Here is a 25,588-nt window from a genome sequence, read left to right as displayed (position 1 = left end):
GCCGGGGAACGTGTTCGGCCCCAGGGCGTTTGGAGGAACGCCCCGGGACCTGCCGGTCATCCTACGGTCGGCCCCAGCCCTTCAACGGCACGGAGCGCCCTTGCTCATCCGCCCTCGCGATGGCGATGACACACTCACCCGTCGCGATGACGTTGGCTCACCCACCCGTCGCGACGGCGATGGCTCACCCACCCGTCGCGACGGCGATGGCTCACCCATCCGTCGCGATGGCGTTGGCTCACCCATCCGTCGCGATGGCGTTGAGGACGTTCATCCTCCCCGCCCGGAAGGCCGGGACGAGTGCGGCGAACAGTCCGACCAGCGCCGAGCAGGCGAAGACCGTGAGGATCGTCGGCCACGGGATGTCCAGGACCTCCAGCCCCTCCAGGGCCAGCAGCTTCTGGGCGGCGGTGCCCCAGCCCATCCCCAGCCCCAGTCCGAGCAGGGCGCCGAAGAGGGCGATGACCACGGACTCCAGCCGGATCATGCGGCGGAGCTGGCGGCGGGAGAGGCCGATGGCCCTCATCAGGCCGATCTCCCGGGTGCGTTCGACCACGGAGAGGGCGAGGGTGTTCACCACGCCGAGCACCGCGACGATGATCGCGAGGGCGAGCAGGCCGTACACGATGTTCAGGAGCTGGCCGATCTGGTTCTTCAGGTCCTCCTTGAAGTCGGCCTGGTTCTGCACCTTGTAGACCGGGTACTCGGCGAGCGCGCTCTTGAGGCCCGCGTACGCCTCCTTCTCCTTGCCCTCCTCGGCCTTGCCGAGCATCGCCACGTTCTGCGGCATCTTGTCGGCGGCTATGTAGGAGGTCGCCGTGGTCATGTTGATGTACATGGCGCCGCGGTCGATGTTCGTGTCGTCGGAGGTGATGGCGGCGACCTTCAGCTTCGCGCTCTCCCCCGACGTGAACGCGACGGTGAGGGTGTCCCCGACCTTGACGCCGTACTTGTCGGCGTAGTCCTCGCCGACGGACATGGCGTCCTTGTCGTACGCCTTGGCCAGGTCGCCGGAGACGGTGGTGCGGCGGACGTCCTGCTGGTACGTCGGGTCGGCGGCGGTGATGCCCTCGTCGACCGTCTTGCCGTTCGGGGCGGTGATCTTCGCCTTGATGAAGGTGTAGTCGGTCATGTGCTCCAGGCCGGGGACCGCGTGCACGGCCTCGGCGGCCTGGGGCACGATCGGCCGGCCCGCGCCGCTGTCCTGGACGATGAAGTCCGCGCCGACCGACTTGTCGAGCTCGTCGGTGGCCGAGGCCACCATGGAGGACCCGACGACGGAGAGGCAGGCGACCAGGGCGAGCCCGATCATCAGGGCCGCGCCGGTCGCCCCCGTACGCCGGGGGTTGCGCAGCGCGTTGCGCTCGGCCAGCCGGCCGACCGGGCCGAAGAGCCGCAGGACAACCACGCTGAGCGCCCGGACGACGACACCGGCCAGCAGTGGGCCGATCACGATGAAGCCGATCAGGGTGAGCAGCACACCGAAGGCCAGGAAGACCGAGCCCTCGGCCGCCTTGTCGGCCTGCGTCGTCACCCACAGGGACGCGCCACCGGCCCCGGTGAGGACCAGGCCGATCCCGGCCCTGACCCAGCCGGACCGGCCGTCGGCGGGGGTCCCGGCGTCGCGGAGCGCGGCCATCGGGGAGACCTTCCCGGCCCGCCGGGCCGGGATGTACGCGGCGAGGACGGTGACGACGACACCGAGCACGAGGCCGACCACGGGGGTCGTCCAGGCGACGGTGAGGTCCCTGGTGGACAGCTCCATGCCCACCGCGCCCATCAGCTTCATCAGCCCGACGGCGAGCCCGATACCGGCGGCGACACCGAGGGCGGAGCCGACGACGCCGAGCAGGACCGCCTCCAGCAGCACGGACCGGTTGACCTGCTTGCGGCTGGAGCCGATGGCCCGCATCAGGCCGATCTCGCGGGTCCGCTGGGCGACGAGCATCGAGAAGGTGTTGACGATGAGGAAGATGCCGACGAGCAGGGCGATCCCGGCGAAGCCGAGCATCGCGTACTTCATGACGTCCAGGAAGGCGCCCATGGAGTCCTTGTTGGCCTCGGCGGCCTCCTGCTGGGTCTGGAGCTTGTACGCGCCGGAGCCGTCGAGGACCGCGGCCACGTTCTTCTTCAGCTGGGTGTCGCTGACGCCGCTCTCGGCGGTCACCGAGACCTGGTTGAAGAGGTCGGGGGCGCCCAGCAGGTGCTTCTGGGCGGTGGCGGTGTCGAGGTAGACGACGGCCGCGCCCGGGTTGGTGACGGTGAAGGACGCGATGCCGCTGATCTTCGCCCTGATGTCACCGGTGGCGGCTATGGTGCGCAGCTCGTCGCCGATCTTGAGCTTGTGCTTCTTCGCGGTGTCGGCGTCGACCATCACCTCGGTGGGGCCGCGCGGCGCGTGTCCGGAGGTGATCTCCATCGACCGCAGGTCGTTCTCGGTCCAGTTGCCCGCGATGGTGGGGGCTCCGGTCTCCGAGCCCATGTTCTTGTTCTCGCTGTTGACGACGGTGACCGCCATGGAGAAGACGGCGCCCTCGGCCTTCTTGACGCCCTCGGCCTTCGCCACCTGCTGGACGACCGAGGCGGGCAGGGCGACGGGCTTGCCGTTGTCGGGCTGCTCGTCGTTCTCGGTGGCGTCCTTCGGGCTGACCGTGACATCCGGGGAGGTCACGGCGAAGAGCTTGTCAAAGGTCGTGTTCATCGTGTCGGTGAACACGAGCGTGCCGCAGACGAACGCCACGGACAGCAGCACCGCCACCGCGGAGAGGGCCATCCGGCCCTTGTGCGCGAAAAAGTTGCGCATCGAGGTCTTCCACACGGTCATGACGTCCGCCCGCGTGCGTCGAAGTGCTTCATGCGGTCGAGGACCTGGTCCGCGGTCGGGTCGTACATCTCGTCGACGATGGAGCCGTCGGCGAGATACAGCACCCGGTCCGCGTAGGAGGCGGCGACGGGGTCGTGAGTGACCATGACGATGGTCTGGCCCAGCTCGTCGACCGACTTGCGGAGGAAGGAGAGGACCTCGGCCCCGGCCCGGGAGTCCAGGTTGCCCGTCGGCTCGTCGCCGAAGATGATCTCGGGCCGGGCGGCGAGCGCGCGGGCGACCGCGACGCGCTGCTGCTGGCCGCCGGAGAGCTGGGTGGGGCGGTGCTTGAGGCGCTCGGCGAGCCCGACGGTCTCCACGACCTGGCGGAGCCAGTCGGCGTCGGGCTTACGGCCCGCGATGTCCATCGGCAGCGTGATGTTCTCGATCGCGTTGAGCGTCGGGAGCAGGTTGAACGCCTGGAAGATGAAGCCGATCCGGTCGCGCCGGAGCCGGGTGAGCTTCTTGTCCTTCAGCTGGGTGATCTCGGTCTCGTCGAGGAAGATCTCGCCCGACGTCACCGTGTCGAGCCCGGCCAGGCAGTGCATCAGCGTCGACTTGCCGGAGCCGGACGGGCCCATGATCGCCGTGAACTGCCCGCGGGCGATGTCCACGTCGACATGGTCGAGCGCGACGACCCGGGTCTCCCCGCTCCCGTACGCCTTGACGACCTGCCGCGCTCGCGCCGCGACGGCCGTACGCCCTCCAGTACCCCCGTGCCTGGGAATGCTTACAGCCGTTGTCACGGTATGTCTCCTATGTCATTCCATGGCTCGGTGCCATGGGGTACGGTCCGATTCTGGGTCGCGGAGGCGGTCCGGCGTAATGGTGCCCAGCGCAGTCCTGAGATGGGGTTTTCCCCACCCTCCCCCCTGCTGCGTGCCGCAAGCGCGACGTAAGAACAGGCTAAGGAAACGCCCCCGCCCGCCACGTCCTCCGCCGGGAGGAAGGGGCCCTGGCCACTATGAGGGGGTGCCCCCTAGGGGGGCTCGCCCTCCGGAGGGAGGCGGGGTCAGGGTCGGGAGGGAGGCAGGATCAGGGTCCCCTCACCGGAACCGAACGGAACCGGAGCCGGAACAGAGCCGGAGCCGGAGCCGGAACGGAGCCGGAGCCCGAGTCGGAACGGAGCCGGAGTCGGAGCCGGAGCCGGAACCAGCCCCGCAAGCGGTGGCGTCCACCGATGGACAAGATCACCGGCCGACCCGAAGGATTGGGAATGACCGCCACAGCCACCCGATACCTCTACCTCGTCCGGCACGGCGAGGCGACACCGGACGAGAGCGGACTGACGGAGAACGGGCGCCGACAGGCCACCCTGCTCGGCCGACGCCTCGCGGACACCCCCCTCGCGGCCGTCCACCACGGCCCGCTGCCGAGGGCGGAAGAGACCGCCCACCTGATCGGCGAACAGCTGCGGAACGTCCCCCTGCACCGCTCGGAGCTCGCCGGGGACTACGTACCCCACCTCCCGGAGCGGGACGAACTCCCCGCAGAGTCAGCGGACTTGTTCCTCCGCTTCCTCGACGGCGCCGGTACCGAGGAGCGCGAGCACGGCCCCGCACTCGCCCGCCGGGCGCTGGAACGGTTCACCGGCCCGGTCGACGGCGAGGAGGACCGGCACGAACTGGTCGTCACCCACAACTTCCTGGTCGCCTGGCTCGTACGGGACGCCATGTACGCGCCCAAGTGGCGCTGGCTCGGCCTCAACCACGCCAACGCGGCCCTGACGGTCATCCGTTACGCACCCGACCGCCCCGCCGCCGTCCTCCTCTCCAACGACCTGCGCCACCTCCCCGCCGACCTGCGCTGGACCGGCTTCCCGCCCGAACTGCACATCTGACCCCGAACCACGGGAACGCCCCCGCGCCCGCCGCCCGGGATGAGACAGTGCCCCGGGAGGTACGTGCATGGGGAAGGAATACCGGTGGGCGGCACGGAGGCCAGCGACGGCAAGGGCGGCACGCACCGTACGGGAGGCGGCGGCCCGCCCTCCCCGGGCGGCAGCCCCGTAACCCCGTCGTCCGAGCCGCCGCCCGGAGCCCCCGCCGCGCTCACCACCCCCCGTGGCCGCCGCCCCGTCGTCGTGGCCCTCATGCTCTGCATGGCGCTGGTCGCCATCGACGGGACCATCGTCTCCACCGCCGTACCCCAGATCGTCGGCGACCTCGGCGGCTTCGCCGTCTTCTCCTGGCTCTTCTCCGGCTACCTGCTCGCCGTCACCGTCACGCTCCCGGTGTACGGGAAGCTCTCCGACACCTTCGGCCGCAAGCCGGTCCTGATCGCGGGCATCATCCTCTTCCTCGTCGGCTCCCTGCTCTGCGCCGCCGCCTGGAACATGGGCGCGCTCATCGCCTTCCGCGTCGTCCAGGGCCTCGGCGGCGGAGCCCTCCAGGGCACCGTCCAGACCATCGCCGCCGACCTCTACCCCCTCAAGGAACGGCCGCGCATCCAGGCCAAGTTGTCCACCGTCTGGGCCACCTCGGCCGTGGCCGGGCCCGTGGTCGGCGGGCTGCTCGCCGGGTACGCCGACTGGCGGTGGATCTTCCTCATCAACCTCCCGGTCGGCGCGTTCGCCCTCTGGCTGGTCGTCCGCCACCTCCACGAACCCGCACGCCCGAAGACCCGGACCCGACCCCGTATCGACTGGGCGGGCGCCCTGGCCGTCTTCGCGACCGGCACCCTGCTGCTCACCGCGCTCGTCCAGGGCGGGGTCGCCTGGCCCTGGCTCTCGGCGCCCTCGCTGGGCCTGTTCGCGGCGAGCGCGGCGCTGGCCGCCCTGACCGTCGTCATCGAACGGCGGGCGGCCGAACCGATCATCCCGGGGTGGGTGTGGCGGCGCCGCACCATCGCCTCGGTCAACCTGGCCCTGGGTGCGATGGGCCTGCTGATGGTCGCGCCGACCGTCTTCCTGCCCACGTACGCGCAGTCGGTCCTCGGCCTCGGCCCGATCGCCGCCGGGTTCGTGCTCTCCGTCATGACCCTGAGCTGGCCCGTCTCGGCGGCCCTCGCCGACCGGGTCTACAACCGCATCGGCTTCCGGCTCACCGCCATCGTCGGCATGAGCGCCGCCCTGCTGACCCTGCTGGCCTTCCCGCTGCTCCCCTACCCCGGCGAACCCTGGCACCCCGCCCTGATCATGCTGGTCCTCGGCGCGGCCCTCGGCCTCTTCCAACTCCCCCTGATCGTGGGCGTGCAGTCGACGGTGGGATGGGCGGAGCGCGGTACGACGACGGCGTCCGTCCTCTTCTGCCGCCAGGTGGGCCAGAGCATCGGCGCGGCCGTCTTCGGGGCGGTGGCCAACAGCGTGCTGGCCGCGCGCCTCCTGGACGCCCCCGTACCCGGGCTCCCCGACGACCTGGACGCGGTCGCCCGCACCCTGGTGGAGGACCCGGGGACGCTCTCGGAGGCGGCGACGGACTACCTGCGCCGGGCGGTGGACACGGCGGTGGACTACGTCTACATCGGCGCCGCCGGGGCAGCGGCCCTGGCCCTCCTCGCCCTCGTCGTCCTGGCCCCGCGCCGCTTCCCGGTGCTGCCCGACACCACCGACACGGCGGCCCCCTCCCCGGGGCCCGTCAGCGGTGGCCCGGAGCGTTGACCACTCGGCGGTGGCCAGAACGTCGACCGCTCAGCGGTGGCCCAGAACGTTGACCACCCGCCCGCCGGGGTCCCGGACGAAGAACCGCCGTACGCCCCACTCCTCGTCCTGCAAGGGGTGCACGATCTCCGCACCGCTCTCCCGCACGACCGCGTACGCCGCGTCCACGTCGTCCACCTCGATGCTGAGGTCGGGCGTGACGGGCGCGGTCCTGTCACTGCTCATGACGCTGATCTGCGCCGCCGGGCTGGACGGGGAGGCGAGCGTCATGATCCAGCCGTGGTTCATGACCTCCTCGAACCCCAGCAGCCCGTAGAACTCCCGGCTCTCCCGTACGGCCTCCGACTGAAGGTTGGGCACGACACGGCGAACGGCCATCAAGGACTCCAGGCTCCAGGGGGGAACAGACATGGTTCCATGTGCCCCAGGAGTACTACGCCCGGTCCGCTGGCGACACGCACTTTCGCCCCACCCTCGCGTCGGCGCCACCGGGGATGCGTCGTCGGCGCCATGGCCGGCGGCCCGCCGACGCACCGGAGAGCCCCTCATGAGAATCCACCTGACCAGCCTCTTCGTCGACGACCAGGAGAAGGCCCTACGCTTCTACACGGACGTCCTGGGCTTCGTGAAGAAGCACGACGTTCCGATGGGCGGCGAGGACCGCTGGCTGACCGTCGTCTCACCGGAGAGCCCCGACGGCACCGAACTGCTGCTGGAGCCCGACAAGCACCGCGCCGTGAAGCCGTACACGACGGCCCTGTTCGAGGACGGCATCCCGGCCACGGCCTTCGCCGTCGACGACGTACGGGCGGAGTTCGACCGGCTGCGCGGCCTCGGGGTCCGCTTCACCCAGGAGCCGCTGGCGATGGGCCCGGTCACGACCGCCGTCCTGGACGACACCTGCGGCAACCTGATCCAGATCGTGGAGGGCCCGTAGGGCAGGCCCTTCCTACGGCTGACCGCCGGACCGGCCCAGCGGTAGCGTGACCGGCATGACAGCCGAGGACAGGACACCAGAGGGCGAAGCCCTGGTCGGCGGCATGGTGAACGCGGGCGCGGTCTTCCGCCGCGGTGCTCTGGTGGAACGCCCGGCACCGCCCACCGCGCGCGCCCTCCACGCCCATCTCCTCGCGCTCGGAAAGCACGGGTTCGACGGGGCTCCGACACCGGTCCGGCTCACCGGCGACGGCCGCGAGCAGCTGACCTTCCTCCCCGGCGATGTCGCCCTGCCGCCGTATCCCTGCTGGGCGATGACCGAGAGCGCCCTGCGATCGGTGGGCCGCCTGCTGCGGCGCCTGCACGAGGCGAGCGCGCGCATCCCGGTGGAGCCGGGCGTCGCGTGGCCCACGTCCCTGGCCGATCCGGCGGGCGGAACGCTGCTGTGCCACAACGACGTCTGTCCGGACAACGTGGTCTTCCGCGACGGCCGCGCCACAGCCCTGATCGATTTCGACCTGGCCGCCCCCGGCCGGGCGCTGTGGGATGTCGCCATGGCCGCCCGCTACTGGGTTCCGATGACCGACCCCGTGTCCGCGTCGGCGTCCTACCCCGCCGGACTGGACGCCCCGACACGCCTGCGGACGCTCGCCGACGGCTACGGCCTTTCTCCACAGGAGCGCGCCGAACTCCCCGGCGTCATCGAACAAGCCACCGCGACCTGCCGGGCCTTCGTCGCCGGGCGGGTGGCCGACGGGAACCCCGTCTACACCCGGGCCCTGTCCGAGCACGGCGGCTGGCAGCGGTGGGACCGCGCCCAGAAGTGGCTGGCAGCTCACCACGACGTGTTCACCGCCGCGCTGTCGGACTGACCTGGACCGCAACGGACTTACGGGCCTGGGGCCGGGGAACGGCCTCAGACTCCACCGTCGGGCCGCGCCGGACCCGGGACGCCGAGATCCAGCCCGTCCTGGACCACGCCGCCGTCTTCTTCTACCTGGACAACCAGCAGCTCCGCAGCATCCAGATGGTCGAACGGCTCGACGCCCACCGCACGGCGATCCACCAGGCGATCGAGAAGGGTGGCCCGTCCGCGTACGCCGTCCGGCACGATCGCATCGAACGCACCTGGCCGCCGTAGCACCCCGACCGACGAACGGCCCTCTGCGCGGGGCCCTCAGTCCTCCCCCGCCCCCGCCGTCACCCGCCCCGTCAGCGCCGCCAGCGAGCTGCGGACGTGGGCCATGTGGGCCTGGACCTCCTCGCGGCCCTCCTCGTGCTCCCGCAGCACGCGCTCGGTCTCCCGGACGATCCGCTCCTCGCGCACCCGCGCCTCCGACAGGATCTCGACCGCTCGCGCCTCCGCGTCCTCCTGGCCGTGCCGGGCCGCCTCCTCCGTCTGGGCGAGGGCGCGGGCCGCCTCCGCGAGGAGGGCCTCCGCCCGCTCGGTCAGCTCCGTGTGGCGTGCCTCCAACTCCGCCTCGGCGGCGGCGATCTCGGCCTCGGCCGCCTTGAGGCGCTCCGCGTGCTCCTGCTCCTGGTGGGCCAGCACACTCGCCGTACGGCTCCGGGTCTGCGCCATCGCGGCCTCCGCCGCCCCGCGCACCTCCCCGGCCTCCTTACGGGCCGCCGCGAGCACCCCCTCCGCCTCCCGGACCGCCTCCGCGACCCGCTCCTCCGCCGCCGCCACGGCGGCAGCCCGCACCGCGTCCGCCGCCTCCTTCGCCGCGTCCGCCAGCGCCCGGGCCTCGGCGTCCGCCGCGTCCGCCAGCTCCTGGCCCGCCGCCACCGCCTCCGCCCGCAGCGACTCCGCCTGCTCCCGCGCCAGCCCCAGAATCCGCTGGGCCCGCTCCCCCAGCTCCGCGTAGTCCTGCACGGGCAGCGCCGCCGCGGCCTCCGCCAGCCGGGCCGCCTCCGCCGCCAGCTCCCGCGCCAGCCCCTCCAGCCGTACGACCTCCGCGAGCGCCGTGTCCCGCTCGGCCGTCCGGGCCGCCACCGCCCGGTCCACCTGCTCCGGACGGTAACCACGCCCCCGTACGCCGACGACGTCGAACGCGGACACCGGTCCAGCACTCATAGCCTGAAGCCCCTCTACGACATACGGACACGCGAACACACAGACACGCGGGCGCGCACGGGTCTCCCCGCGATACGTCAAGGATGCGGCAATTGGTGCCGGAAGTCGGAATCGATCAGATGCTTTCAGGACGGAAAGCGACCGGCGTCACACACCCACGAGCGCCCGTAACGTGGCGAGGCACCCGATCCGTCCCGGAGCGGGTGCCTCGTACAACGCTTATCGGCCAAAGGTACGGATCAGAGCAGACCGTCCCACATCTGCTCCAGCAGCACCGACCACCAGCTCTCCGGCGACGCCAGCGCCGCCGGGTCCAGCGCCACCAGCTGTGCCTGAAAATCGACGGTCCAACGCCCCGCCTGCTCCGGCGTCAGCCCGAACCGCAGCCGCCACATCCGGCCCAGCAACGCCATCGACCGCACGAACTCCGGCAGCCCCGTGTTCACGAACTGCGGCGCCACCGGCTGACCGCCCGGACCCGCCTCCACCGGCACGGCCACGATGTTCGCCGTCCCGTACTGGACACAGATCGCGCGCCCGAAGTCCGTACCCATCACCAGGTACGACCCCGCGTCCGGCGGCGCCTGCACCTGTCGCTGTGCCGCCACCTCACCCAGCGTCGGCACCACCGGCTGACCCGGCTGCGCCCAGAAGAACGGCCCAAAATCGGCGGGCAGCCCCGCCCATACGAGGGTCCGTGCCACGATCTCCGGCACTCCCTGCCGCGACACCGCACGCTGGTCGAACCGGAGGATCCCCTGCGGACCGAACGCCTGGAGCAGCTCCTCGGCCACCGCCTCCGGCGGCAGCGCGGGCGCGGGCGGCATCTGCGGCAGCGGCGCCCGCACCGGAGCGGGCCGCGCCGGACCGTCCGCCACCTGGTGCAGCTCACCCTGGTGCGTCAGCAGATGCAGCATGCCCTGCTGACGGCTCGCGTGATCGGCACCGTACGGAGCCACGCTCGTGATCCGCACCTGCGGCCAGGTCTCCCGGATCATCCGGGCGCAGTACCCGCCCGGCAGCTCGCACGACTCCAGCTCCGTGTGCAGCTCGATCACCTGCTGCGGCGGCACGTTCATCGCCCGCAGCTCGTGCAGCATCTGCCACTCGGGGTGCGGGGTACCCGGCGCCGAACGCCGGATCAGCTGCTGCTCGCTGCCGTCCGGCGCCCGGAACCGCAGCACCGCCTGGTAGCCAGGACCCACGGTCGGCAGACCGCTGGGCTGCTGCGGATAGCCGTACGCCGGGGGCGGCGGGGTGTGCATACCGGGAGGCGGCGGGGTGTGCGGGCCGGGGGGCTGGGGCGCCTGCGGTACGGGGCCGGGGGCGCCGCCCTGCGGAACCCCGGGCGGACCGGGCGGACCCGGAGGACCCGGCGGGCCGGGGACCGGGATCGGGCCGGAGTTCGCGAACATCGTCTCGGCCTGGTGCACCCCGCCACCGGGAGGCGGCGTGGAGCCGGGCGGCGGGCCAGGAGGACCGGGAGGATGCGGGGCGCCGGGCACACCGGGAGGGCCCGGCGGCAGCGGAGCACCCGGGACACCGGGCGGACCCGGCGGGCGGGGCGCGCCCGGGGCCGGGACGCCCGCACCGATGCTGCTCCCGTCGGCGAGCATCGTCGCCGCGTGGTGGACCCCGCCACCCGGAGGCGGCGTCGAGCCCGGCGGCGGGCCGGGGGGACCGGGAGGCTGCGGAGCGCCGGGCGGGCCGGGCGGCGGCGTGGCACCCGGCGGGGGCGGCGGGCCGAGCTGGGAGACGAGCTGCGTCGGGATGTACCCGCCCGCCGGAGCACCGGGCGCACCCGGGCCGGAGGGGGGCGGCGGCGTCGCACCGGGGCGTACGCCGGGGATGCCGGGCGCACCGGGCGGCGGCGGGGTCGTCGAACCCGCCCCACGCGAACCGCGCGGCGGCACCACGGCCTTGCTCGTGGGCGCACCCGCGATGTCACCGGCGCCGTCCTGGGGGCCCTGGTCGGGCCGGAGCGCGGGCGCCACCTGCGTACGCGGCAACTGGCTGCCCCCCGACATCAGCGCGGTGGGCGCCTCCGCCGACACCACCGGCGGCGGGGCCTCCTCGTCGTCCGTCCCCGAGAGCGGCGGCGCGAACACCGTCGCGGGCAGCGGAACGGACCCGTCGTCGGAGTCGGAGAAGTTGTTGGTGTCCGTACCGGCCCAGGGCGTCGCCCCGGCGGGCACGCCGTCGGAGGCCGTGGGCTCGTAGTCCCCGCCCGGACCGCTGCCGGCACTGCCGCCCGCGGCGGGCCAGGCGGGCGAGGAGCCGCCGCCCGGGGGGCCGGACGGGGGCGGGGTGGCGTCTGCGGGGGTGGGGGCGGGCCGGACGTCGGCCGGGGCATCGGCGGGCGCCCCGCTCGGCCCGGAGGCCGGTGCGGGGGCGTCGGCGGCAGGGGTCGGGGGCGGGGGCGGGCCGGACGGGGAAGCAGCATCAGGAGCGGATCCCTGTCCCGATTCCGATTCCGCTTCCGACCCCGCGGCAGGCGCGGGCACGGATGCGGACGCGGGGCCCTCCGACGCCGACGCCGACGCGGCCTCGGCCGCCCCCGCCCCGGAACCGGCCGAGGCAGCCGCAGCCGCCTCCCGCCGCTCCGCCCGGTGATCCGGAATCCCCAGCTTGTCCGCCGCCTCCTGGAGCCACTCCGGCGGCGTCAGCAGGAACGACGTCTGGTTCAGGTCCACCCGCTGCGGCGGCTCCGGCGCGGCGGCCGGCGCACCCGACGGAGTCCCGTACTCCTCCTCGTACCGCCGGATCACCTCACCCACCGGCAGCCCCGGCCACAACGTCGCCTCGCCGCTGTCCCGGGCGATCACCAGCCGCTGACGGCCACCGTCCGAGACCGGGCCCTCCGCCCGGTCCTCGGCCCACACCACGAAACCCAGCTCGAACTCACGGACCCGGACCTCACGGTGCTGGTACGCGGGCACGTCACCGTTGACCCACTCGTCCGCCCGCTCCTGCGCCTGCGCGAAAGTCACCACCGCGCTCACCCCTCCACCGGGACGGTACGCGCGAAGCCACCGTCCACCATCAGGTTCGCCACCGTCTCCAGCTCCGGCGGATTGCCCGCGAGCCGCTGGAGGAAGGCATCGAAGTCCGCACCGCAGGGCAGCAACAGCCGCTCCACTCGCTCCTGCACGCTCCAGCCGTCCTGGTCCCGGGCATCGTCGTACGGGCAGAACCACACCGAACCGACATCCTGCCCACGCACCTTCACGGCCAGAATCCCGCCCTGGACGAAGGCGACGCCCAGGTAGTCCTTGGTGAAGTGGTCCCGCAGACACTTGTTCACATAGACCAGATCGTTCACCCCGGCCTCGTCACGCACCGTGAAGAACGGCTGATCCACCAGCAGCCCCAGCTCGGCATCCAGCGCGGCACCCACCGGGGCCGAACCACCCGCCGCCTTGAGGAAGGAACGGTAGGCGCCCGGCAGCCGGTAACCGAGGTCCTCCTCGACGCCCTGGATCTGCTGCTCGCTCACCGCGACCGCACCCTTGGGCAGCCGGAAATGTGCCGGACGCGTCTCCTGCAACGGACGCGTACCCCGGCGGTTCTGGTCCACCTCGGTCGTCGCAAGACCCCCGTGATGACGCAGCAGCGCCTTCACCTCGACCGGCACCAGCTCCATCCGCCGGCCACCCGCCACGTGGTGCCAGGTCCAGCCGTGCGGCGTCGCCACCGCCGGAATCGTGCCCCACAGCTCATGACCGGACGCCGCCATCGCCGCGTTCGCCGACACGTAGTCCGTCAGCCGCAGCTCATCGACACCGAACCCCTGCGGCGGATCGGCGATCTCGGCGGCGGCCCGCGCGTACGGCGAGAAGTCCGGGTGGCCGCTGCCGCCCACGCGCACACCTCTGGGGTGGCGGGACGCCCGGACCGGGTCCGGAAAGTGCACGACCTGCCCGGCGTAGGCCGCGTTCGGTGGCGCGGCTTGCTGACCGAGCCGACCTGTCGTCATGGCGGTTGCCCCCTGCTGCGTCTGGTGGTTCCGCACAGCCTAAGCGGTGGGGCAACAGGGGGTCCCGTCCCGCCGGTCCCGTCACGAACGGTCACATCCGCGTGACGGTACGGCGACGGTCTCGCACCTTCGGGCGACACGCAGACACCTTTCCCCGCCCCAGCTTCCCCACCACCCAGCACATTTGGCAGGCTGTCCCCGCAACTCGGGGGATTGCAGGGAGGGACGACAGCACGATGCATTCAGCACAAACCGTCACATCAGGTACGTCAGGCACGCCGGGTACGCCGGGTGCGTCAGGGACATCCGGAGCCGCCGGTACGCCCGGCGCATCCGGAGCGTCCGGCGCGCCCGGAACGTCAGGGGACCCTCGACTCAACTGGAGCAGCACCGAGACCAGCCGCACGCCTCACCTGCTCCACCGCCGCGACGGGATCCTCCCCGCCGTGGCCGCCGCCCTGTCCGTACGCGGAGAGACGCTGACCTGCACCGCGGGCAAGGGGGACCAGCCGCCGGTGCTCCACCCCCTCGTACAGGACTTCCTCGACACCCTCACCAGCGGCCAGCGCGAACGCTTCACCGGCCGCTGCCCCGAAGCCATACTGCTCTCCCGGCAGCTCACCGCCGCCGAAAGCAACCGCTCCAGACGCGCCCAGCGAAAACCCCTGACCAACGGGGAGGCCCGCCGCGCGCTCAAGCACTCCCGGCTCACCGCCCGCCGCATCCGCGAGGACGGCGACCCGCTCCACGGCAGTTACGCACCACCGTGCCGATCCTGTTCGGCACTCCTCTCCCACTTCGGCGTACGCCCCGTCGACCTCACCACCACCGGCGCCGCGACCACCGCCGAGAAGGGCTGACCGCCCACCGATGCACGACCAGCTCCCGCACCTTCCGCAGCAGCACGCCTCCACCACCCGCTTCCCCGTCGCCGTCGACGCCGCCCTCCGCGAAGCGGGGTGGCAGCCCGGGCGCTGGGACATCCGGCAGGCCGAGGAGTGGGCCGACGCCCTGCGCGCCCACACCTCGCCCGCCGGGCACCGGCACGCGGTGTTCCCGGCGGCGGTCGAGGCCTGGGCGGAGTTCGGCGCCCTCCGCATCACCGCGTCCGCACCCGGCCGGCACATCGCGCCCGCCGCCGTACGCATCGACCCGCTGCACGGGCTGCACCTCGCCCGGACCCTGGGCGACCTCGGACGCGCCCTGGAGACGGAGGTCGCGCCGCTCGGGGAGGAGGGGGAGGGACAGGCGGTCCTCGCCATCGACACCGAGGGCCGCGTCTACAGCATCGACCACACGGGGGACTGGTTCCTGGGGCCGGACATCGACGAGGCGCTGGCAACGCTGATCACGGGCACGCAGCCGGCACGCCTGACCAGCCCACCGGGCGCCTGAGCCACGTCTCGCCGGGCCCTGCTGTCCCCTTCCAGCCCGACGCACCCGCCTTCCGGCCCGTGCGCGCGCCCACCAAGCCCGGTCCGGCCGCCTTTCAGCCCGCGTACGCGCCCGGCGCTTGAGGACGGAGCCCGACCCGCCTCCAGCCCGTCCGGCGCTTGAGGACGGAACCGTCGCTCGGGACGAACGGGCACCATCACGTCCCCGGACGCGGAAAGGCCGCCGCTCCCCACCGCAAGGGTTCCGTCCTCAAACGCCGGACGGGCTGGGTGGTGGGCCCGCCCCGCCTCAGACGCCGGACGAGCCGGGGCGGCCAGACAGGCTGGGACGGCCAAGGCGGCCGGGCCGACTGGAAGGGCTGGTCAGACGGTCTCCGCCGGCCCCGCCCCGTCCGGTAGCACCGCCGACACCCGGAACCCACCCGCGTCCGTAGGGCCGGACACGAACACACCCCCCAGCCCCAGCACCCGCTCCCGCATCCCCACCAGCCCGTTCCCCCCGCTCGGCAGCCCCGCATCCGCCACCGCCGCGTCCGACGGACCGTTCTCCACCTGCATCGCGACCTCCGACTCCCGGTGCGCCAGCCGCACCCACGTCTTCGCCCCCGCCGCATGCTTGTGCACGTTCGTCAGCGCCTCCTGCACCACCCGGAACGCCGTCTGCTCGACCTCGGGCGCGTACGGGCGCAGCTCACCGTCCACCGACAGCTCCACCACCATCCCCGCCTGCCGCGACTGCGCCACCAGCGCCTCCAGCTCGCTCAGCCGGGGCCCGTCCTCCGACGCCGCCGCGGCGGCCGCCGCAGCCGCCTGCCCCACCGCCGCCAGCGGAACCGCACCTCCACCTCCACCCCCACCCGCCGCAGCGGGCGCGACCAGCGCGTCCCCGCTCCGCAGCACCCCCAGCATCTCCCGCAACTCCGCGAGCGCCTGCCGCCCCATGTCCCCCACCAGCGCCGCGTTCCGCACCGCCTTCGCCGGGTCCTTCGGCGCCACCGCCTGCAAGGCCGCCGCATGGACCACCATCAGACTCACCCGGTGGGCCACCACGTCATGCATCTCCCGCGCGATCCGGGTCCGCTCCTCCGTACGCGCCCACTCGGCCCGCTCCTCCGCCCGGTCCGCCAGCAGCGACAGCTCCCGCTCCAGCGAGTCCGCCCGCTCCCGCAGGCTCTCCATCAACCGGCGCCGCGCCCCTATGTAGAGGCCGAACAACACCGACGGAGCCGTCAGCCCCACCGCCATGAACACCGACACCAGGGGCACATACCAGTCCCCCGGACCAAAATCGGCCTCCTCGGCCACGGTCTGCCGCAGCCGCACATAGGTGACGATGAACGTCCCCACCAACGACATCCCCGCCAGTACGACGGTGATCCGGCGCGGCACCTCGGACGCGGCCAGCGTGTACAGGCCCACCAGGGCCATCAGGAAGCCCATCTCGGCGGGCGTCATCGCGATCGTCACCAGCACCACGGCGATCGGCCACCGCCGACGCACCAGCAGCACCGAGCCGGCCAGCAGCCCGAACCCCACACCCAACGACACCGGCAACCCGGTGTTCCGGGCGAACTCCACCCCCTCCAGGCCACACTCCAGCGCCGATACCAGCGCCAGTCCCACGTCCAGGGCGACACTGCGCCGCCGCTCCCACCACCAGTAGCCGCGGGTGGTCGATCCCGCCGCCTCCTGGTCTGCCCCCGTTGCGGTCATGGCATCCAGCCTACGGGCGTACGCATCCCATTTTCCGGTGACCGGCAACAGCACGTTCCGCGTTCGAACGAGCACGAAACACACGCCGATCGCCTGAAATGGCGAATCGCCCGCACTTTCGACCCGGGCGTCCGCATATCGGACGACGCTTTCCGTATGACAGAGACCACAAGCAAGTACGCCGACTTCGAGGGCTTACGCGCCCAGGCAGTGGCGCTGCGCCGGGAAGGCCTCAGCCGCCGCCAGATCCGCGACCGCCTCCACGTCGACAACAACGACATCCTCAACCGCCTCCTCCAGGGCGAGCCCGCCCCGGAGTGGACGAAGCGCCCGAACGCCAAGGACGACCTCCGGGAGAAGGCCCGGGAGCTGCGCCTCCAGGGCATGACGTACGACCAGATCCAGGTGGAGCTGGGGTGCTCGAAGAGTTCGATCTCGCTCTGGGTACGGGACCTGCCGAAGCCCGAGCGCAGGCGCACCCGCGAGGAGTCCTCCGCCATCGGGCGGCGCGGCTGGGAAGCGACACTCGAACGGCGTGACGCCGAGCGCCAGGCACAGAAGCAGAAGGCCGCGGACGAGGTCGGCGCGATGACCGACCGCGAACTCTTCCTCCTGGGCGTCGGCCTCTACTGGGCGGAGGGCTCCAAGTCCAAGCCGTACCGCACCCAGGAGCGGGTCACCTTCGTCAACAGCGACCCCGGCATGATCGAGGTCTTCCTCGCCTGGCTCCGCCTCCTGGGAGTGGACGATGAGCACCTTCGCTTCCATGTGCTGATCCACGAGACGGCGGACGTCTCGGCCGCCGAGCAGTTCTGGGCCGCGCTCACCGGTGCCGGGCCTGCGGCATTCGGTAAAACGTCACTCAAGAAGCACACCCCGAAGACGAACCGGAAGAACGTCGGCGAGAACTACCGAGGCTGCCTCGCGGTACGTGTCCTGAAAAGCGCCGAGCTGTACCGTCGCATCGAGGGCTCCTGGTGCGGCATAGTAGGGGCTGCACTTAAGTCCAGCCCATCAAAGCGGACATAGGTGACTTACCATCCCGGGTCGTCTAATGGTAGGACAAATAGTTTTGGTCTATTGAATGAGGGTTCGATTCCTTCCCCGGGAGCACCTCACGCGGGCCCCGACCACACCGGTCGGGGCCCGCCCCCATTCCACGCCGAAACACCCCCGGTATCCTGCGGATGACCACCACCCGAAGCCGAAGGGCACACCCGTGAGCGCAACCAGCCCGGCAGCCGTCGTCGTCCTCGCAGCGGGTGAGGGCACCCGCATGAAGTCGAAGACCCCCAAGGTCCTGCACGAGATCTCCGGGCGCTCGCTCGTCGGACATGTCGTCGCCGCCGCCCGTGAGCTGGACCCCCAGCACCTCGTCGTGGTCGTCGGCCACGCCAGTGAGCAGGTCACCGCGCACCTGAACGCCGGCGACGCCCCCGTGCGCACCGCCTTCCAGGCCGAGCAGAACGGGACCGGGCACGCCGTCCGCATGGGGCTCGACGAGCTCGGCGGGTCCGTCGACGGCACCGTGATCGTCGTCTGCGGCGACACCCCGCTGCTCTCCGGCGAGACGCTCGGCGCGCTCGCCGCCACCCACGCGGCCGACGCCAACGCGGTCACCGTCCTGACCGCCGAGGTCCCGGACTCCACCGGGTACGGGCGCATCGTGCGCGACCCCGCCACCGGGGCGGTCACCGAGATCGTCGAGCACAAGGACGCCACCGACGAGCAGCGGGCGATCCCGGAGATCAACTCCGGGGTGTTCGCGTTCGACGGGTCGCTCCTGGCCGACGCGCTGGGCAAGGTGCGCACCGACAACAGCCAGGGCGAGGAGTACCTCACCGATGTGCTGTCGATCCTGCGCGAGGCGGGCCACCGGGTCGGGGCTTCCGTGGCGGGCGACCACCGCGAGATCCTCGGCATCAACAACCGGCTCCAGCTCGCCGAGGCGCGCCGGCTGCTGAACGAGCGGCTGCTGGAGCGGGCGATGCTCGCGGGCGTGACCGTCGTGGACCCGGCGTCCACGCTGATCGACGCGACGGTGACGTACGAGCGTGACGCCGTCGTGCACCCGGGTACGCAGCTGCTCGGCTCCACCCATCTCGCGGAGGACAGCGAGGTGGGGCCGAATTCCCGGCTCAGGGACACCGTCGTACGGGCCGGGGCCCGCGTCGACAACTCCGTGACGGACTCGGCCGAGGTGGGGCCGGGGGCGTCGGTGGGGCCGTACGCGTATCTGCGGCCGGGGACGCGGCTGGGGACGAAGGCCAAGGCCGGTACGTTCGTGGAGCTGAAGAAGACCGTCGTCGGCGAGGGCACCAAGGTTCCGCACCTGAGCTATGTCGGTGACGCGACGATCGGTGATCACACCAACATCGGTGCGGCCAGCGTGTTCGTGAACTACGACGGGGTCGCCAAGCACCACACGACGATCGGCTCCCACTGCCGTACCGGTGCGGACAATATGTTTGTGGCACCCGTCACGGTCGGGGACGGTGTCTACACCGCCGCCGGGTCGGTCATCACGAAGGACGTGCCCGCCGGTTCGCTGGCCGTGGCGCGGGGCCAGCAGCGGAATATCGAGGGTTGGGTGGCCCGGAAGCGTCCGGGCAGCGCCGCCGCTCAGGCTGCTCAGGTGTCGTCGCAGGAGCACGACAGCGAAAGCTGACCGGAAACAGGTGCGCCGGTGACGGCGTACCGTGATAGATGCTCACCCATTTCGGCTGGCTCGTTGCACATCGGGACCTATGCGTGCAGCGCCAGATACACGTCTGAGGAGACTGTGCTGTGACCGGGATCAAGACGACCGGCGAGAAGAAACTGATGCTCTTCTCCGGCCGCGCCCACCCCGAGCTGGCCGAGGAGGTCGCACATCAACTGGGTGTCGGTCTCGTGCCGACGAAGGCCTTCGATTTCGCCAACGGTGAGATCTATGTGCGGTTCCAGGAGTCGGCGCGTGGTGCGGACTGTTTCCTGATCCAGAGCCACACGGCTCCGATCAACAAGTGGATCATGGAACAGCTGATCATGCTGGACGCGCTGAAGCGCGCGTCGGCCCGTTCCATCACGGTGATCGTGCCGTTCTACGGGTACGCCCGTCAGGACAAGAAGCACAAGGGCCGTGAGCCGATCTCGGCGCGGCTGGTGGCGGACCTGATGAAGGCGGCGGGTGCGGACCGGATTCTCACGGTCGATCTGCACACGGACCAGATCCAGGGCTTCTTCGACGGTCCGGTGGACCACCTGTTCGCGCTGCCGATCCTGGCGGACTACGTGGGCGCCAAGGTCGACCGCTCGAAGCTGACGATCGTGTCGCCGGACGCGGGCCGCGTGCGGGTCGCCGACCGCTGGTGCGACCGGCTGGACGCGCCGCTGGCGATCGTGCACAAGCGCCGTGACAAGGACGTGCCGAACCAGGTCAGCGTCCACGAGGTCGTCGGCAACGTCGAGGGCCGGGTCTGTGTGCTGGTCGACGACATGATCGACACGGGTGGCACGATCTGCGCGGCCGCGGACGCGCTGTTCGCGCACGGTGCGGAGGACGTCATCGTGACGGCGACGCACGGTGTGCTCTCGGGTCCGGCGGCGGACCGGCTGAAGAACTCGAAGGTGAGCGAGTTCGTGTTCACGGACACGCTGCCGACCCCGGGTGAGCTGGAGCTGGACAAGATCACCGTGCTGTCGATCGCGCCGACGATCGCGCGTGCGGTGCGTGAGGTGTTCGAGGACGGTTCGGTGACGAGCCTCTTCGAGGAGCAGGGCTGACATCAGGCCCTGTGGCCTGCTGTTGATCCACTTTGGGGTGCGGCCTCCCCGCCGGGTAGACTCAGTGAGTTGCTCGGCGAGGGAGGCCGTACCTGTGTGTACGGCGAGTCCGTTATCGACGCGCTCTTCGTAGCAGGCCTGTCGTGGGCCGGGTGACCGTTCGAGTTCCGTCACCCGACGGCTCTCCCACCTGACGAGGAGTGCAACATGGCTGAGATCAAGCTCGCCACCGAGGTCCGTACCGAGTTCGGCAAGGGCGCCGCCCGTCGTATCCGCCGTGCCAACCAGGTTCCGGGCGTCGTCTACGGCCACGGCGCCGAGCCGGTCCACGTCACGCTGCCGGGTCACGACCTGCTGCTGGCGCTGCGTACGGCCAACGTGCTGATCGGTCTGGAGATCGACGGCAAGGACGCGCTGGTCATCCCGAAGGCCGTGCAGCGCAACCCCCTCAAGGGCACCATCGAGCACGTCGACCTGCTGACCGTGAAGCGCGGCGAGAAGGTCAACGTGGAGATCGCGGTGCACGCCGAGGGCGACCTGGCGCCGGGCGCCAACCTGCTGGAGTTCGTCCAGAACACGCTGCTCGTCGAGGCCGAGGCCACCCACATCCCCGAGTCCGTGACGGTCTCCGTCGCGGGTCTGGACGCCGGTGACTCGATCGCCGCCAAGGACATCCCGCTGCCGAAGGGCTCCGTGCTCGCCGGTGACGAGGACGCCATCGTGATCCAGGTCGTGGCCGCGCAGGCCGAGGAGCCGTCGGCCGACGCCGAGGCCGAGACCGCCGAGGCCTGAGCCCTCGCCGTTCCCGTTCGACCTGCTTGACGTCGCGCCTGCTCGACGTCGTGCCTGCTTCACGTTTCACCTGCCTGACGTTCCACCTGCTTGACTGACGGGGTGGTGGTTCCCTTCCGGGGAGCCGCCGCCCCGTTCGCCTGCCATCACCTGTACCTGATCCCCCTGTGCCTGTACGAGGAGACCGAGCGCTGATGTCCGACGCCACCGACCCCTGGCTCATCGTGGGCCTCGGCAACCCCGGCCCCGAGTACGCGGCGAACCGGCACAACGTCGGGTTCATGGTGGCCGATCTGCTGGCGACACGGATCGGCGGGAAGTTCAAGCGGGCGCAGAAGGCGCAGGCGCAGGTGGTGGAGGGCCGGATCGGTCCGCCGGGTCCGGGGAGCCGGCGGGTGGTCCTGGCGAAGCCGATGTCGTACATGAACCTGTCGGGTGGTCCGGTGACGGCGTTGCGGGACTTCTACAAGGTGCCGACGGATCATGTGGTGGCGGTCCATGACGAGCTGGACATCGATTACGGGATGCTGCGGCTGAAGCTGGGCGGCGGGGACAACGGGCACAACGGGCTGAAGTCGATGACGAAGTCGATGGGGCCGGACTACCACCGGGTGCGGTTCGGGATCGGACGGCCGCCGGGGCGGATGCAGGTGGCGGACTTCGTGCTGAAGGATTTCGGGTCGGTGGAGCGCAAGGAGCTGGCGTTCCTGGTGGACCGGGCGGCGGATGCGGTGGAGTGTCTGCTGGCGGAGGGGCTGGAGCGGGCGCAGAGCGCGTACAACTCCTGACATTCCTGTTGCTGGTGGGGCGTTTTTCGGCCACGAGTTGACCGGGGGCTGTGCTCTGGCCAAGGATCTGCCCCCATGAACTCCATGAAGCGGAGCTCTTTCCGGCGTGCGGCGCTCGTGGGTCTTCGGGTCGGTATGGGGCTGGTGGCTCTGGTGCTGCTGGTCGCGGGGGTGTGGTCGTCGTGGGGTACCGCGCACCATGTGGTCCTGGCCCAGGGGCGTGAGCACGGCACGCTGACGGTGACGGAGTGCGGTGCGGAGACCTGCACCGGCCGGTACGAGCCGGATGCGTTGTCGGCGGCGCGGGCGCGGGTGACGGTGGAGAGGTCGGTCGCGGCGGCGGAGGGTGACCGTTTTCCGGTGGTGGTGAAGCCCGGTTCCGATGTGGTGGTCCGCACGGGGGTGCCGGGCTTTCTGCATGCGTGGATGCCGCTGGGCGGGGCGATGGTGCTGGCCGGGTTGGTGATCGGCGGCGGGGTGCGGATGACGCGTACGGCGTGGGGGGTCGGAACGGCCGGGGCGGCCCTGCTGGTGGCGACGTTCGTCGCGCTGTAGCAGGGCCGCCCCTTTGACGTACGGGTGACGTACGGGTGACGTACGGCTGATGTACGGGTGACGTACGGCGTACTCAGCCGGTGTTGCGCAGGCCCGCCGCGACACCGTTCACGGTGAGCAGCAGGGCGCGCGCGAGCAGCGGGTCGGGCTCTTCGCCGTGTTCGGCGGCCTGGCGCTGGCGGGCGAGCAGGGATACCTGGAGGTAGGAGATCGGGTCCAGGTAGGCGTCGCGGATGGCGAAGGTCTGCTGGAGCGCCGGGCTGGTGCCGAGGAGTTCGGTGGAGCCGGTGACCTTGAGGACTTCCTTCACGGTGAGCGCGTGCTCGGCCTCGATGGCGTCGAAGACGTGCTTGAGCTCGTCGGGGACGAGTGTGTCGACGTAGTGGCGGGCGATGCGCAGGTCGGTCTTGGCGAGTGTCATCTCCACGTTGGAGAGGAAGTTCCGGAAGAAGTGCCAGTGCTCGTGCATCTCGTCGAGGACGGTGTCGAGTCCGGCTTCGCGCAGGGCCTTGAGGCCGGAGCCGACTCCGTACCAGCCGGGGACGATCTGGCGGGACTGGGTCCAGCCGAAGACCCACGGGATGGCGCGGAGTCCGTCGAGGGAGACGCCTGAGCCGGGGCGGCGGGAGGGCCGGGAGCCGAGGTGGAGGTCGGCGAGCTGGTCGACCGGGGTGGAGGCGAGGAAGTAGGCGGGGAGGTCGGGGTCCTCGACGAGCTTGCGGTAGGCGCTGTGGGCGGCGTCGGAGACGGTGTCCATGGCCGCGTCCCAGCGGGCGAGGGCTTCGTCGGACTGGCGGGGTGCGGTGTGGAGGGCGGAGGCCTGGAGGGTGGCCGCGACGGTGAGTTCCAGGTTCTCGCGGGCGAGGGCGGGGATGAGGTACTTGTCGGAGATGACCTCGCCCTGCTCGGTCACCTTGATCTCGCCCTCCAGGGTGCCCCAGGGCTGGGCGAGGATCGCGTCGTGGGAGGGGCCGCCGCCTCGGCCGACGGTGCCGCCGCGGCCGTGGAAGAGGCGCAGGCGTACGCCGTAGCGGTGGGCGACGTCGCGGAGGCGGCGCTGGGCGCGGTGGATCTCCCACTGGCTGGTGGTGATGCCGCCGAACTTGGAGGAGTCGCTGTAGCCGAGCATGACCTCCTGGACGTCGCCGCGCAGGGAGACGAGGCGTCGGTAGGAGGGGTCGGCGAGCATGGCGTCGAGGATGACGTCGGCGGCCTTGAGCTCGTCGGTGGTCTCCAGGAGGGGGACAATGCCGATCTTGGCCCAGCCCGCGTGGAGGTCGAGGAGTCCGGCTTCGCGGGCGAGGACGGCGGCGGCGAAGACGTCGTCGGCGCCCTGGCACATGGAGATGATGTAGGACTCGATGACTTCGGGGCCGAAGCGTTCGAAGGCTTCCTTGATGGTGTGGAAGACGCCGAGGGTCTTCTCGCCTGCCGCGTCGAGGGGTGCGGGGGTGGGGGCGAGGGGCCGGCGGGAGCGGAGTTCCTTGGCGAGGAGCTTCTGCCGGTAGTCGCGGGGCATGTCGGCGTAGCGCCAGGATTCTTCGCCGAGGCGGTCGAAGAGCTGGCCGAGTGCGTGGTGGTGGGCGTCGGCGTGTTCGCGTACGTCCATGGTGGCGAGCTGGAGGCCGAAGGCGGCGAGGGTGCGGATGGTGCGGTCCATGCGGCCGTCGGCGAAGAGGCCGCCGCGGTGTTCGCGCAGGGAGGTCTGGATGAGGGCGAGGTCGGCGAGGAGTTCGGAGGTGCCGAGGTAGTCGCAGCCGGGGCGGTGGGGGGTGCCCTTGGCGAGGCGCTCGCGGGTGTTGACGAGCTTCTGCCGGATGCAGGTGGCCTTGAGGCGGTAGGGCTCCTCGGCGTTCAGCCGCTTGTAGCGGGGGCTGATCTCGGGGAGGCGTTCCAGGTCGGCCTGGAGGGAGGTGAGGAGCTCGTCGGTGGCTCCGGTGTAGCGGATGGAGTTGGAGAGCAGGCCGCGCAGGTAGTCGATGAGTTCGAGTGCGTCGGTGATGCCGTGTTCGTGCTGGAGGATGAGGACGTCCCAGGTGACGGCGGGGGTCACGTTGGGGTTGCCGTCGCGGTCGCCGCCGATCCAGGTGCCGAAGGTGAGGGGGCGGGTGCCGGCGGGGAGTTCGACGCCGACGCGCTCCAGTTCGGCGGCGAGGTCTTCGAGGACGTCGCCGACGGCGTTGGCGTGCAGTTCGTCGAGGTAGTAGATGGCGTTGCGGGCCTCGTCGGCGGGCTCCGGGCGGACGACGCGGAGTTCGTCGGTCTGCCAGATGAGGTCGATGTTCTCGGCGAGCCGGAGGTCGTGGCGGCGGCGGTCGGCCTCGATGACCGGGGTCTCCAGGAGCTCGGCGATGCGGCGGAGCTTGTTGAGGACGGAGCGGCGGGCGGCCTCGGTGGGGTGGGCGGTGAAGACGGGCCGGACGTTGAGGTTCTTGACCGTCTCGCGCAGGTGGTCGGGGTCGGCGTCCTTGAGCCGGTCGGCGGTGCGGGCCAGGAGCCCGCCCTCGGCGGCGCGGCGGTCGCGCATCTCGTGGGCGCGGTGGACCTGCTCGGTGACGTTGGCGAGGTGGAAGTAGGTGGAGAAGGCGCGCACGAGCTGTGCGGCGGTCTCCAGGTCGGTGTCGCCGAGGAGTTCGGCCGCCGCTTCGCCGTCGGTGCGGGTCAGGGCGCGTACCCGCTCGACGAGGTCGAGGAGTTCCTGGCCTTCCTGGCGTACGAGGGTCTCGCCGAGGAGGTCGCCGAGGCGGCGGATGTCGGCGCGCAGCTCGGGGCTGGCGGCGGGGGTCTGGTCGGCACTGCTCACAGTGTGCGGCTCCTTGCAGTGAATGAGGAGGTGCGTCGCTTCGGCGTCTCCCGGTGGTGGTGATGGCGGTGGGAGGCGCGTGGCGGGGGACGGGGCCCTGCGGCAGGCAGCGGTGCTGTCGCCACGCCCCGACGAGCGGGTGCGGACCGCGCTGTCCGACCCTTCCAGGATAGGTGTCGTCGCCTTCGGCGTGTCCGCGAGCCCTGGTGGGGTCCGCGGGCGGTGCCGTCGGCTTCTGGGGCCTACCCGTCGGGCGGGCGGAGTACCGCGTGCGACGGGCTGGACCGGCCTCTCGTGTTGTGGGGCCCGTCACTGTCATACTTACCAA

The 25,588-nt window shown here is 71.5% G+C and carries 21 protein-coding genes and 1 tRNA gene; 14 read left to right on the top strand and 8 right to left on the bottom strand.

Features of this window, described 5'->3' with window-relative positions:
• Positions 1-238: 238 nt before the first annotated feature.
• Together ACFW9Z_RS19725 and ACFW9Z_RS19720 are read right to left on the bottom strand one after the other, a co-directional pair.
• On the bottom strand, positions 239-2,824 hold the full coding sequence (locus tag ACFW9Z_RS19725; protein WP_384642243.1) for an ABC transporter permease: 2,586 nt from the start codon (positions 2,822-2,824) through the stop codon (positions 239-241).
• The gene (locus ACFW9Z_RS19720; protein ID WP_384642240.1) at positions 2,821-3,609 is read right to left on the bottom strand and encodes an ABC transporter ATP-binding protein; all 789 of its coding nucleotides are present in this window, start codon (positions 3,607-3,609) and stop codon (positions 2,821-2,823) included. The genes ACFW9Z_RS19725 and ACFW9Z_RS19720 overlap by 4 nt, the downstream gene beginning before the upstream one ends.
• A gap of 470 nt (positions 3,610-4,079) precedes the next feature.
• Here ACFW9Z_RS19720 and ACFW9Z_RS19715 point away from each other — a divergent pair, with 470 nt between their 5' ends.
• A complete protein-coding gene (locus ACFW9Z_RS19715; protein ID WP_384642238.1) occupies positions 4,080-4,703 on the top strand; it encodes a histidine phosphatase family protein in 624 nt (207 codons plus the stop codon).
• An 84-nt stretch (positions 4,704-4,787) separates the two neighbouring features.
• Entirely contained in the window at positions 4,788-6,461 is a 1,674-nt protein-coding gene (locus tag ACFW9Z_RS19710) for an MFS transporter (protein ID WP_384642235.1), read from the top strand.
• 30 nt (positions 6,462-6,491) lie between these two features.
• Here ACFW9Z_RS19710 and ACFW9Z_RS19705 read toward each other — a convergent pair whose 3' ends face one another.
• On the bottom strand, positions 6,492-6,839 hold the full coding sequence (locus ACFW9Z_RS19705; protein ID WP_384642232.1) for a VOC family protein: 348 nt from the start codon (positions 6,837-6,839) through the stop codon (positions 6,492-6,494).
• Between the two features lie 169 nt (positions 6,840-7,008).
• Here ACFW9Z_RS19705 and ACFW9Z_RS19700 point away from each other — a divergent pair, with 169 nt between their 5' ends.
• The 3 genes from ACFW9Z_RS19700 to ACFW9Z_RS19690 are packed head-to-tail and all read left to right on the top strand — an operon-like array spanning position 7,009 to position 8,538.
• A complete protein-coding gene (locus ACFW9Z_RS19700) occupies positions 7,009-7,398 on the top strand; it encodes a VOC family protein (RefSeq protein ID WP_384642228.1) in 390 nt (129 codons plus the stop codon).
• A 55-nt stretch (positions 7,399-7,453) separates the two neighbouring features.
• Positions 7,454-8,269: a phosphotransferase gene (locus ACFW9Z_RS19695; RefSeq protein ID WP_384642225.1), complete on the top strand. Its 816-nt coding sequence runs from the start codon at positions 7,454-7,456 to the stop codon at positions 8,267-8,269.
• Complete coding sequence (locus ACFW9Z_RS19690; RefSeq protein ID WP_384642222.1) at positions 8,221-8,538, top strand: hypothetical protein; 318 nt, start codon at positions 8,221-8,223, stop codon at positions 8,536-8,538. The genes ACFW9Z_RS19695 and ACFW9Z_RS19690 overlap by 49 nt, the downstream gene beginning before the upstream one ends.
• Positions 8,539-8,574: 36 nt before the next feature.
• On the opposite strand, the gene ACFW9Z_RS19685 is transcribed toward ACFW9Z_RS19690, so the two are convergent.
• From ACFW9Z_RS19685 to ACFW9Z_RS19675, 3 genes are all read right to left on the bottom strand, one after another.
• Positions 8,575-9,474: a cellulose-binding protein gene (locus ACFW9Z_RS19685; protein WP_384642219.1), complete on the bottom strand. Its 900-nt coding sequence runs from the start codon at positions 9,472-9,474 to the stop codon at positions 8,575-8,577.
• Positions 9,475-9,713: 239 nt separating this feature from the next.
• Positions 9,714-12,467 carry an SUKH-4 family immunity protein gene (locus tag ACFW9Z_RS19680; protein ID WP_384642216.1) on the bottom strand — a complete coding sequence of 918 codons (2,754 nt, stop codon included), beginning with the start codon at positions 12,465-12,467 and terminating at the stop codon, positions 9,714-9,716.
• Positions 12,468-12,472: 5 nt separating this feature from the next.
• A complete protein-coding gene (locus ACFW9Z_RS19675) occupies positions 12,473-13,450 on the bottom strand; it encodes an SMI1/KNR4 family protein (protein ID WP_384642213.1) in 978 nt (325 codons plus the stop codon).
• Between the two features lie 236 nt (positions 13,451-13,686).
• Between ACFW9Z_RS19675 and ACFW9Z_RS19670 the strand changes: the two genes are divergently transcribed.
• Positions 13,687-14,310 carry a YwqJ-related putative deaminase gene (locus tag ACFW9Z_RS19670; protein ID WP_384642211.1) on the top strand — a complete coding sequence of 208 codons (624 nt, stop codon included), beginning with the start codon at positions 13,687-13,689 and terminating at the stop codon, positions 14,308-14,310.
• Positions 14,311-14,320: 10 nt separating this feature from the next.
• Positions 14,321-14,845 carry an SUKH-3 domain-containing protein gene (locus ACFW9Z_RS19665; protein WP_384642208.1) on the top strand — a complete coding sequence of 175 codons (525 nt, stop codon included), beginning with the start codon at positions 14,321-14,323 and terminating at the stop codon, positions 14,843-14,845.
• A 362-nt stretch (positions 14,846-15,207) separates the two neighbouring features.
• Here ACFW9Z_RS19665 and ACFW9Z_RS19660 read toward each other — a convergent pair whose 3' ends face one another.
• The gene (locus ACFW9Z_RS19660; RefSeq protein WP_384642206.1) at positions 15,208-16,557 is read right to left on the bottom strand and encodes a sensor histidine kinase; all 1,350 of its coding nucleotides are present in this window, start codon (positions 16,555-16,557) and stop codon (positions 15,208-15,210) included.
• A gap of 156 nt (positions 16,558-16,713) precedes the next feature.
• Here ACFW9Z_RS19660 and ACFW9Z_RS19655 point away from each other — a divergent pair, with 156 nt between their 5' ends.
• From ACFW9Z_RS19655 to ACFW9Z_RS19625, 7 genes are all read left to right on the top strand, one after another.
• Complete coding sequence (locus tag ACFW9Z_RS19655; RefSeq protein WP_384642203.1) at positions 16,714-17,586, top strand: hypothetical protein; 873 nt, start codon at positions 16,714-16,716, stop codon at positions 17,584-17,586.
• A gap of 11 nt (positions 17,587-17,597) precedes the next feature.
• Positions 17,598-17,668, top strand: a tRNA-Gln gene (locus ACFW9Z_RS19650).
• A 108-nt stretch (positions 17,669-17,776) separates the two neighbouring features.
• Positions 17,777-19,225 (top strand): bifunctional UDP-N-acetylglucosamine diphosphorylase/glucosamine-1-phosphate N-acetyltransferase GlmU, encoded by a 1,449-nt coding sequence (gene glmU, locus ACFW9Z_RS19645; RefSeq protein ID WP_384642200.1) that lies wholly within the window; start codon positions 17,777-17,779, stop codon positions 19,223-19,225.
• A gap of 119 nt (positions 19,226-19,344) precedes the next feature.
• Entirely contained in the window at positions 19,345-20,322 is a 978-nt protein-coding gene (locus tag ACFW9Z_RS19640) for a ribose-phosphate diphosphokinase (protein ID WP_018492778.1), read from the top strand.
• A 207-nt stretch (positions 20,323-20,529) separates the two neighbouring features.
• The gene (locus tag ACFW9Z_RS19635) at positions 20,530-21,114 is read left to right on the top strand and encodes a 50S ribosomal protein L25/general stress protein Ctc (RefSeq protein WP_384642197.1); all 585 of its coding nucleotides are present in this window, start codon (positions 20,530-20,532) and stop codon (positions 21,112-21,114) included.
• Positions 21,115-21,308: 194 nt separating this feature from the next.
• Complete coding sequence (pth, locus tag ACFW9Z_RS19630; protein WP_384642194.1) at positions 21,309-21,902, top strand: aminoacyl-tRNA hydrolase; 594 nt, start codon at positions 21,309-21,311, stop codon at positions 21,900-21,902.
• A gap of 84 nt (positions 21,903-21,986) precedes the next feature.
• A complete protein-coding gene (locus ACFW9Z_RS19625) occupies positions 21,987-22,457 on the top strand; it encodes a hypothetical protein (RefSeq protein WP_384642551.1) in 471 nt (156 codons plus the stop codon).
• Between the two features lie 73 nt (positions 22,458-22,530).
• Here ACFW9Z_RS19625 and ppc read toward each other — a convergent pair whose 3' ends face one another.
• A complete protein-coding gene (gene ppc, locus ACFW9Z_RS19620; protein ID WP_384642191.1) occupies positions 22,531-25,260 on the bottom strand; it encodes a phosphoenolpyruvate carboxylase in 2,730 nt (909 codons plus the stop codon).
• Between the last annotated feature and the right edge of the window lie 328 nt (positions 25,261-25,588).

It is taken from the genome of Streptomyces sp. NPDC059452, assembly GCF_042750035.1.
Taxonomy (GTDB): domain Bacteria; phylum Actinomycetota; class Actinomycetes; order Streptomycetales; family Streptomycetaceae; genus Streptomyces.
Note: the sequence above shows the minus strand (reverse complement) of the source record. Positions and strands in the feature narration are given on the sequence as shown.

Excerpts from the sequence above, each read along its gene's own strand:
- ACFW9Z_RS19705 (WP_384642232.1), bottom strand. The coding sequence starts at position 6,839 with ATGGCCGTTCGCCGTGTCGTGCCCAACCTTCAGTCGGAGGCCGTACGG.
- ACFW9Z_RS19675 (WP_384642213.1), bottom strand. The coding sequence starts at position 13,450 with ATGACGACAGGTCGGCTCGGTCAGCAAGCCGCGCCACCGAACGCGGCC.
- ACFW9Z_RS19670 (WP_384642211.1), top strand. The coding sequence starts at position 13,687 with ATGCATTCAGCACAAACCGTCACATCAGGTACGTCAGGCACGCCGGGT.
- ACFW9Z_RS19660 (WP_384642206.1), bottom strand. The coding sequence starts at position 16,557 with ATGACCGCAACGGGGGCAGACCAGGAGGCGGCGGGATCGACCACCCGC.
- ACFW9Z_RS19665 (WP_384642208.1), top strand. The coding sequence starts at position 14,321 with ATGCACGACCAGCTCCCGCACCTTCCGCAGCAGCACGCCTCCACCACC.
- ACFW9Z_RS19695 (WP_384642225.1), top strand. The coding sequence starts at position 7,454 with ATGACAGCCGAGGACAGGACACCAGAGGGCGAAGCCCTGGTCGGCGGC.
- ACFW9Z_RS19625 (WP_384642551.1), top strand. The coding sequence starts at position 21,987 with ATGAAGCGGAGCTCTTTCCGGCGTGCGGCGCTCGTGGGTCTTCGGGTC.
- pth (WP_384642194.1), top strand. The coding sequence starts at position 21,309 with ATGTCCGACGCCACCGACCCCTGGCTCATCGTGGGCCTCGGCAACCCC.
- ACFW9Z_RS19715 (WP_384642238.1), top strand. The coding sequence starts at position 4,080 with ATGACCGCCACAGCCACCCGATACCTCTACCTCGTCCGGCACGGCGAG.
- ACFW9Z_RS19635 (WP_384642197.1), top strand. The coding sequence starts at position 20,530 with ATGGCTGAGATCAAGCTCGCCACCGAGGTCCGTACCGAGTTCGGCAAG.
- ACFW9Z_RS19655 (WP_384642203.1), top strand. The coding sequence starts at position 16,714 with ATGACAGAGACCACAAGCAAGTACGCCGACTTCGAGGGCTTACGCGCC.
- ACFW9Z_RS19700 (WP_384642228.1), top strand. The coding sequence starts at position 7,009 with ATGAGAATCCACCTGACCAGCCTCTTCGTCGACGACCAGGAGAAGGCC.
- ACFW9Z_RS19685 (WP_384642219.1), bottom strand. The coding sequence starts at position 9,474 with ATGAGTGCTGGACCGGTGTCCGCGTTCGACGTCGTCGGCGTACGGGGG.
- ACFW9Z_RS19725 (WP_384642243.1), bottom strand. The coding sequence starts at position 2,824 with ATGACCGTGTGGAAGACCTCGATGCGCAACTTTTTCGCGCACAAGGGC.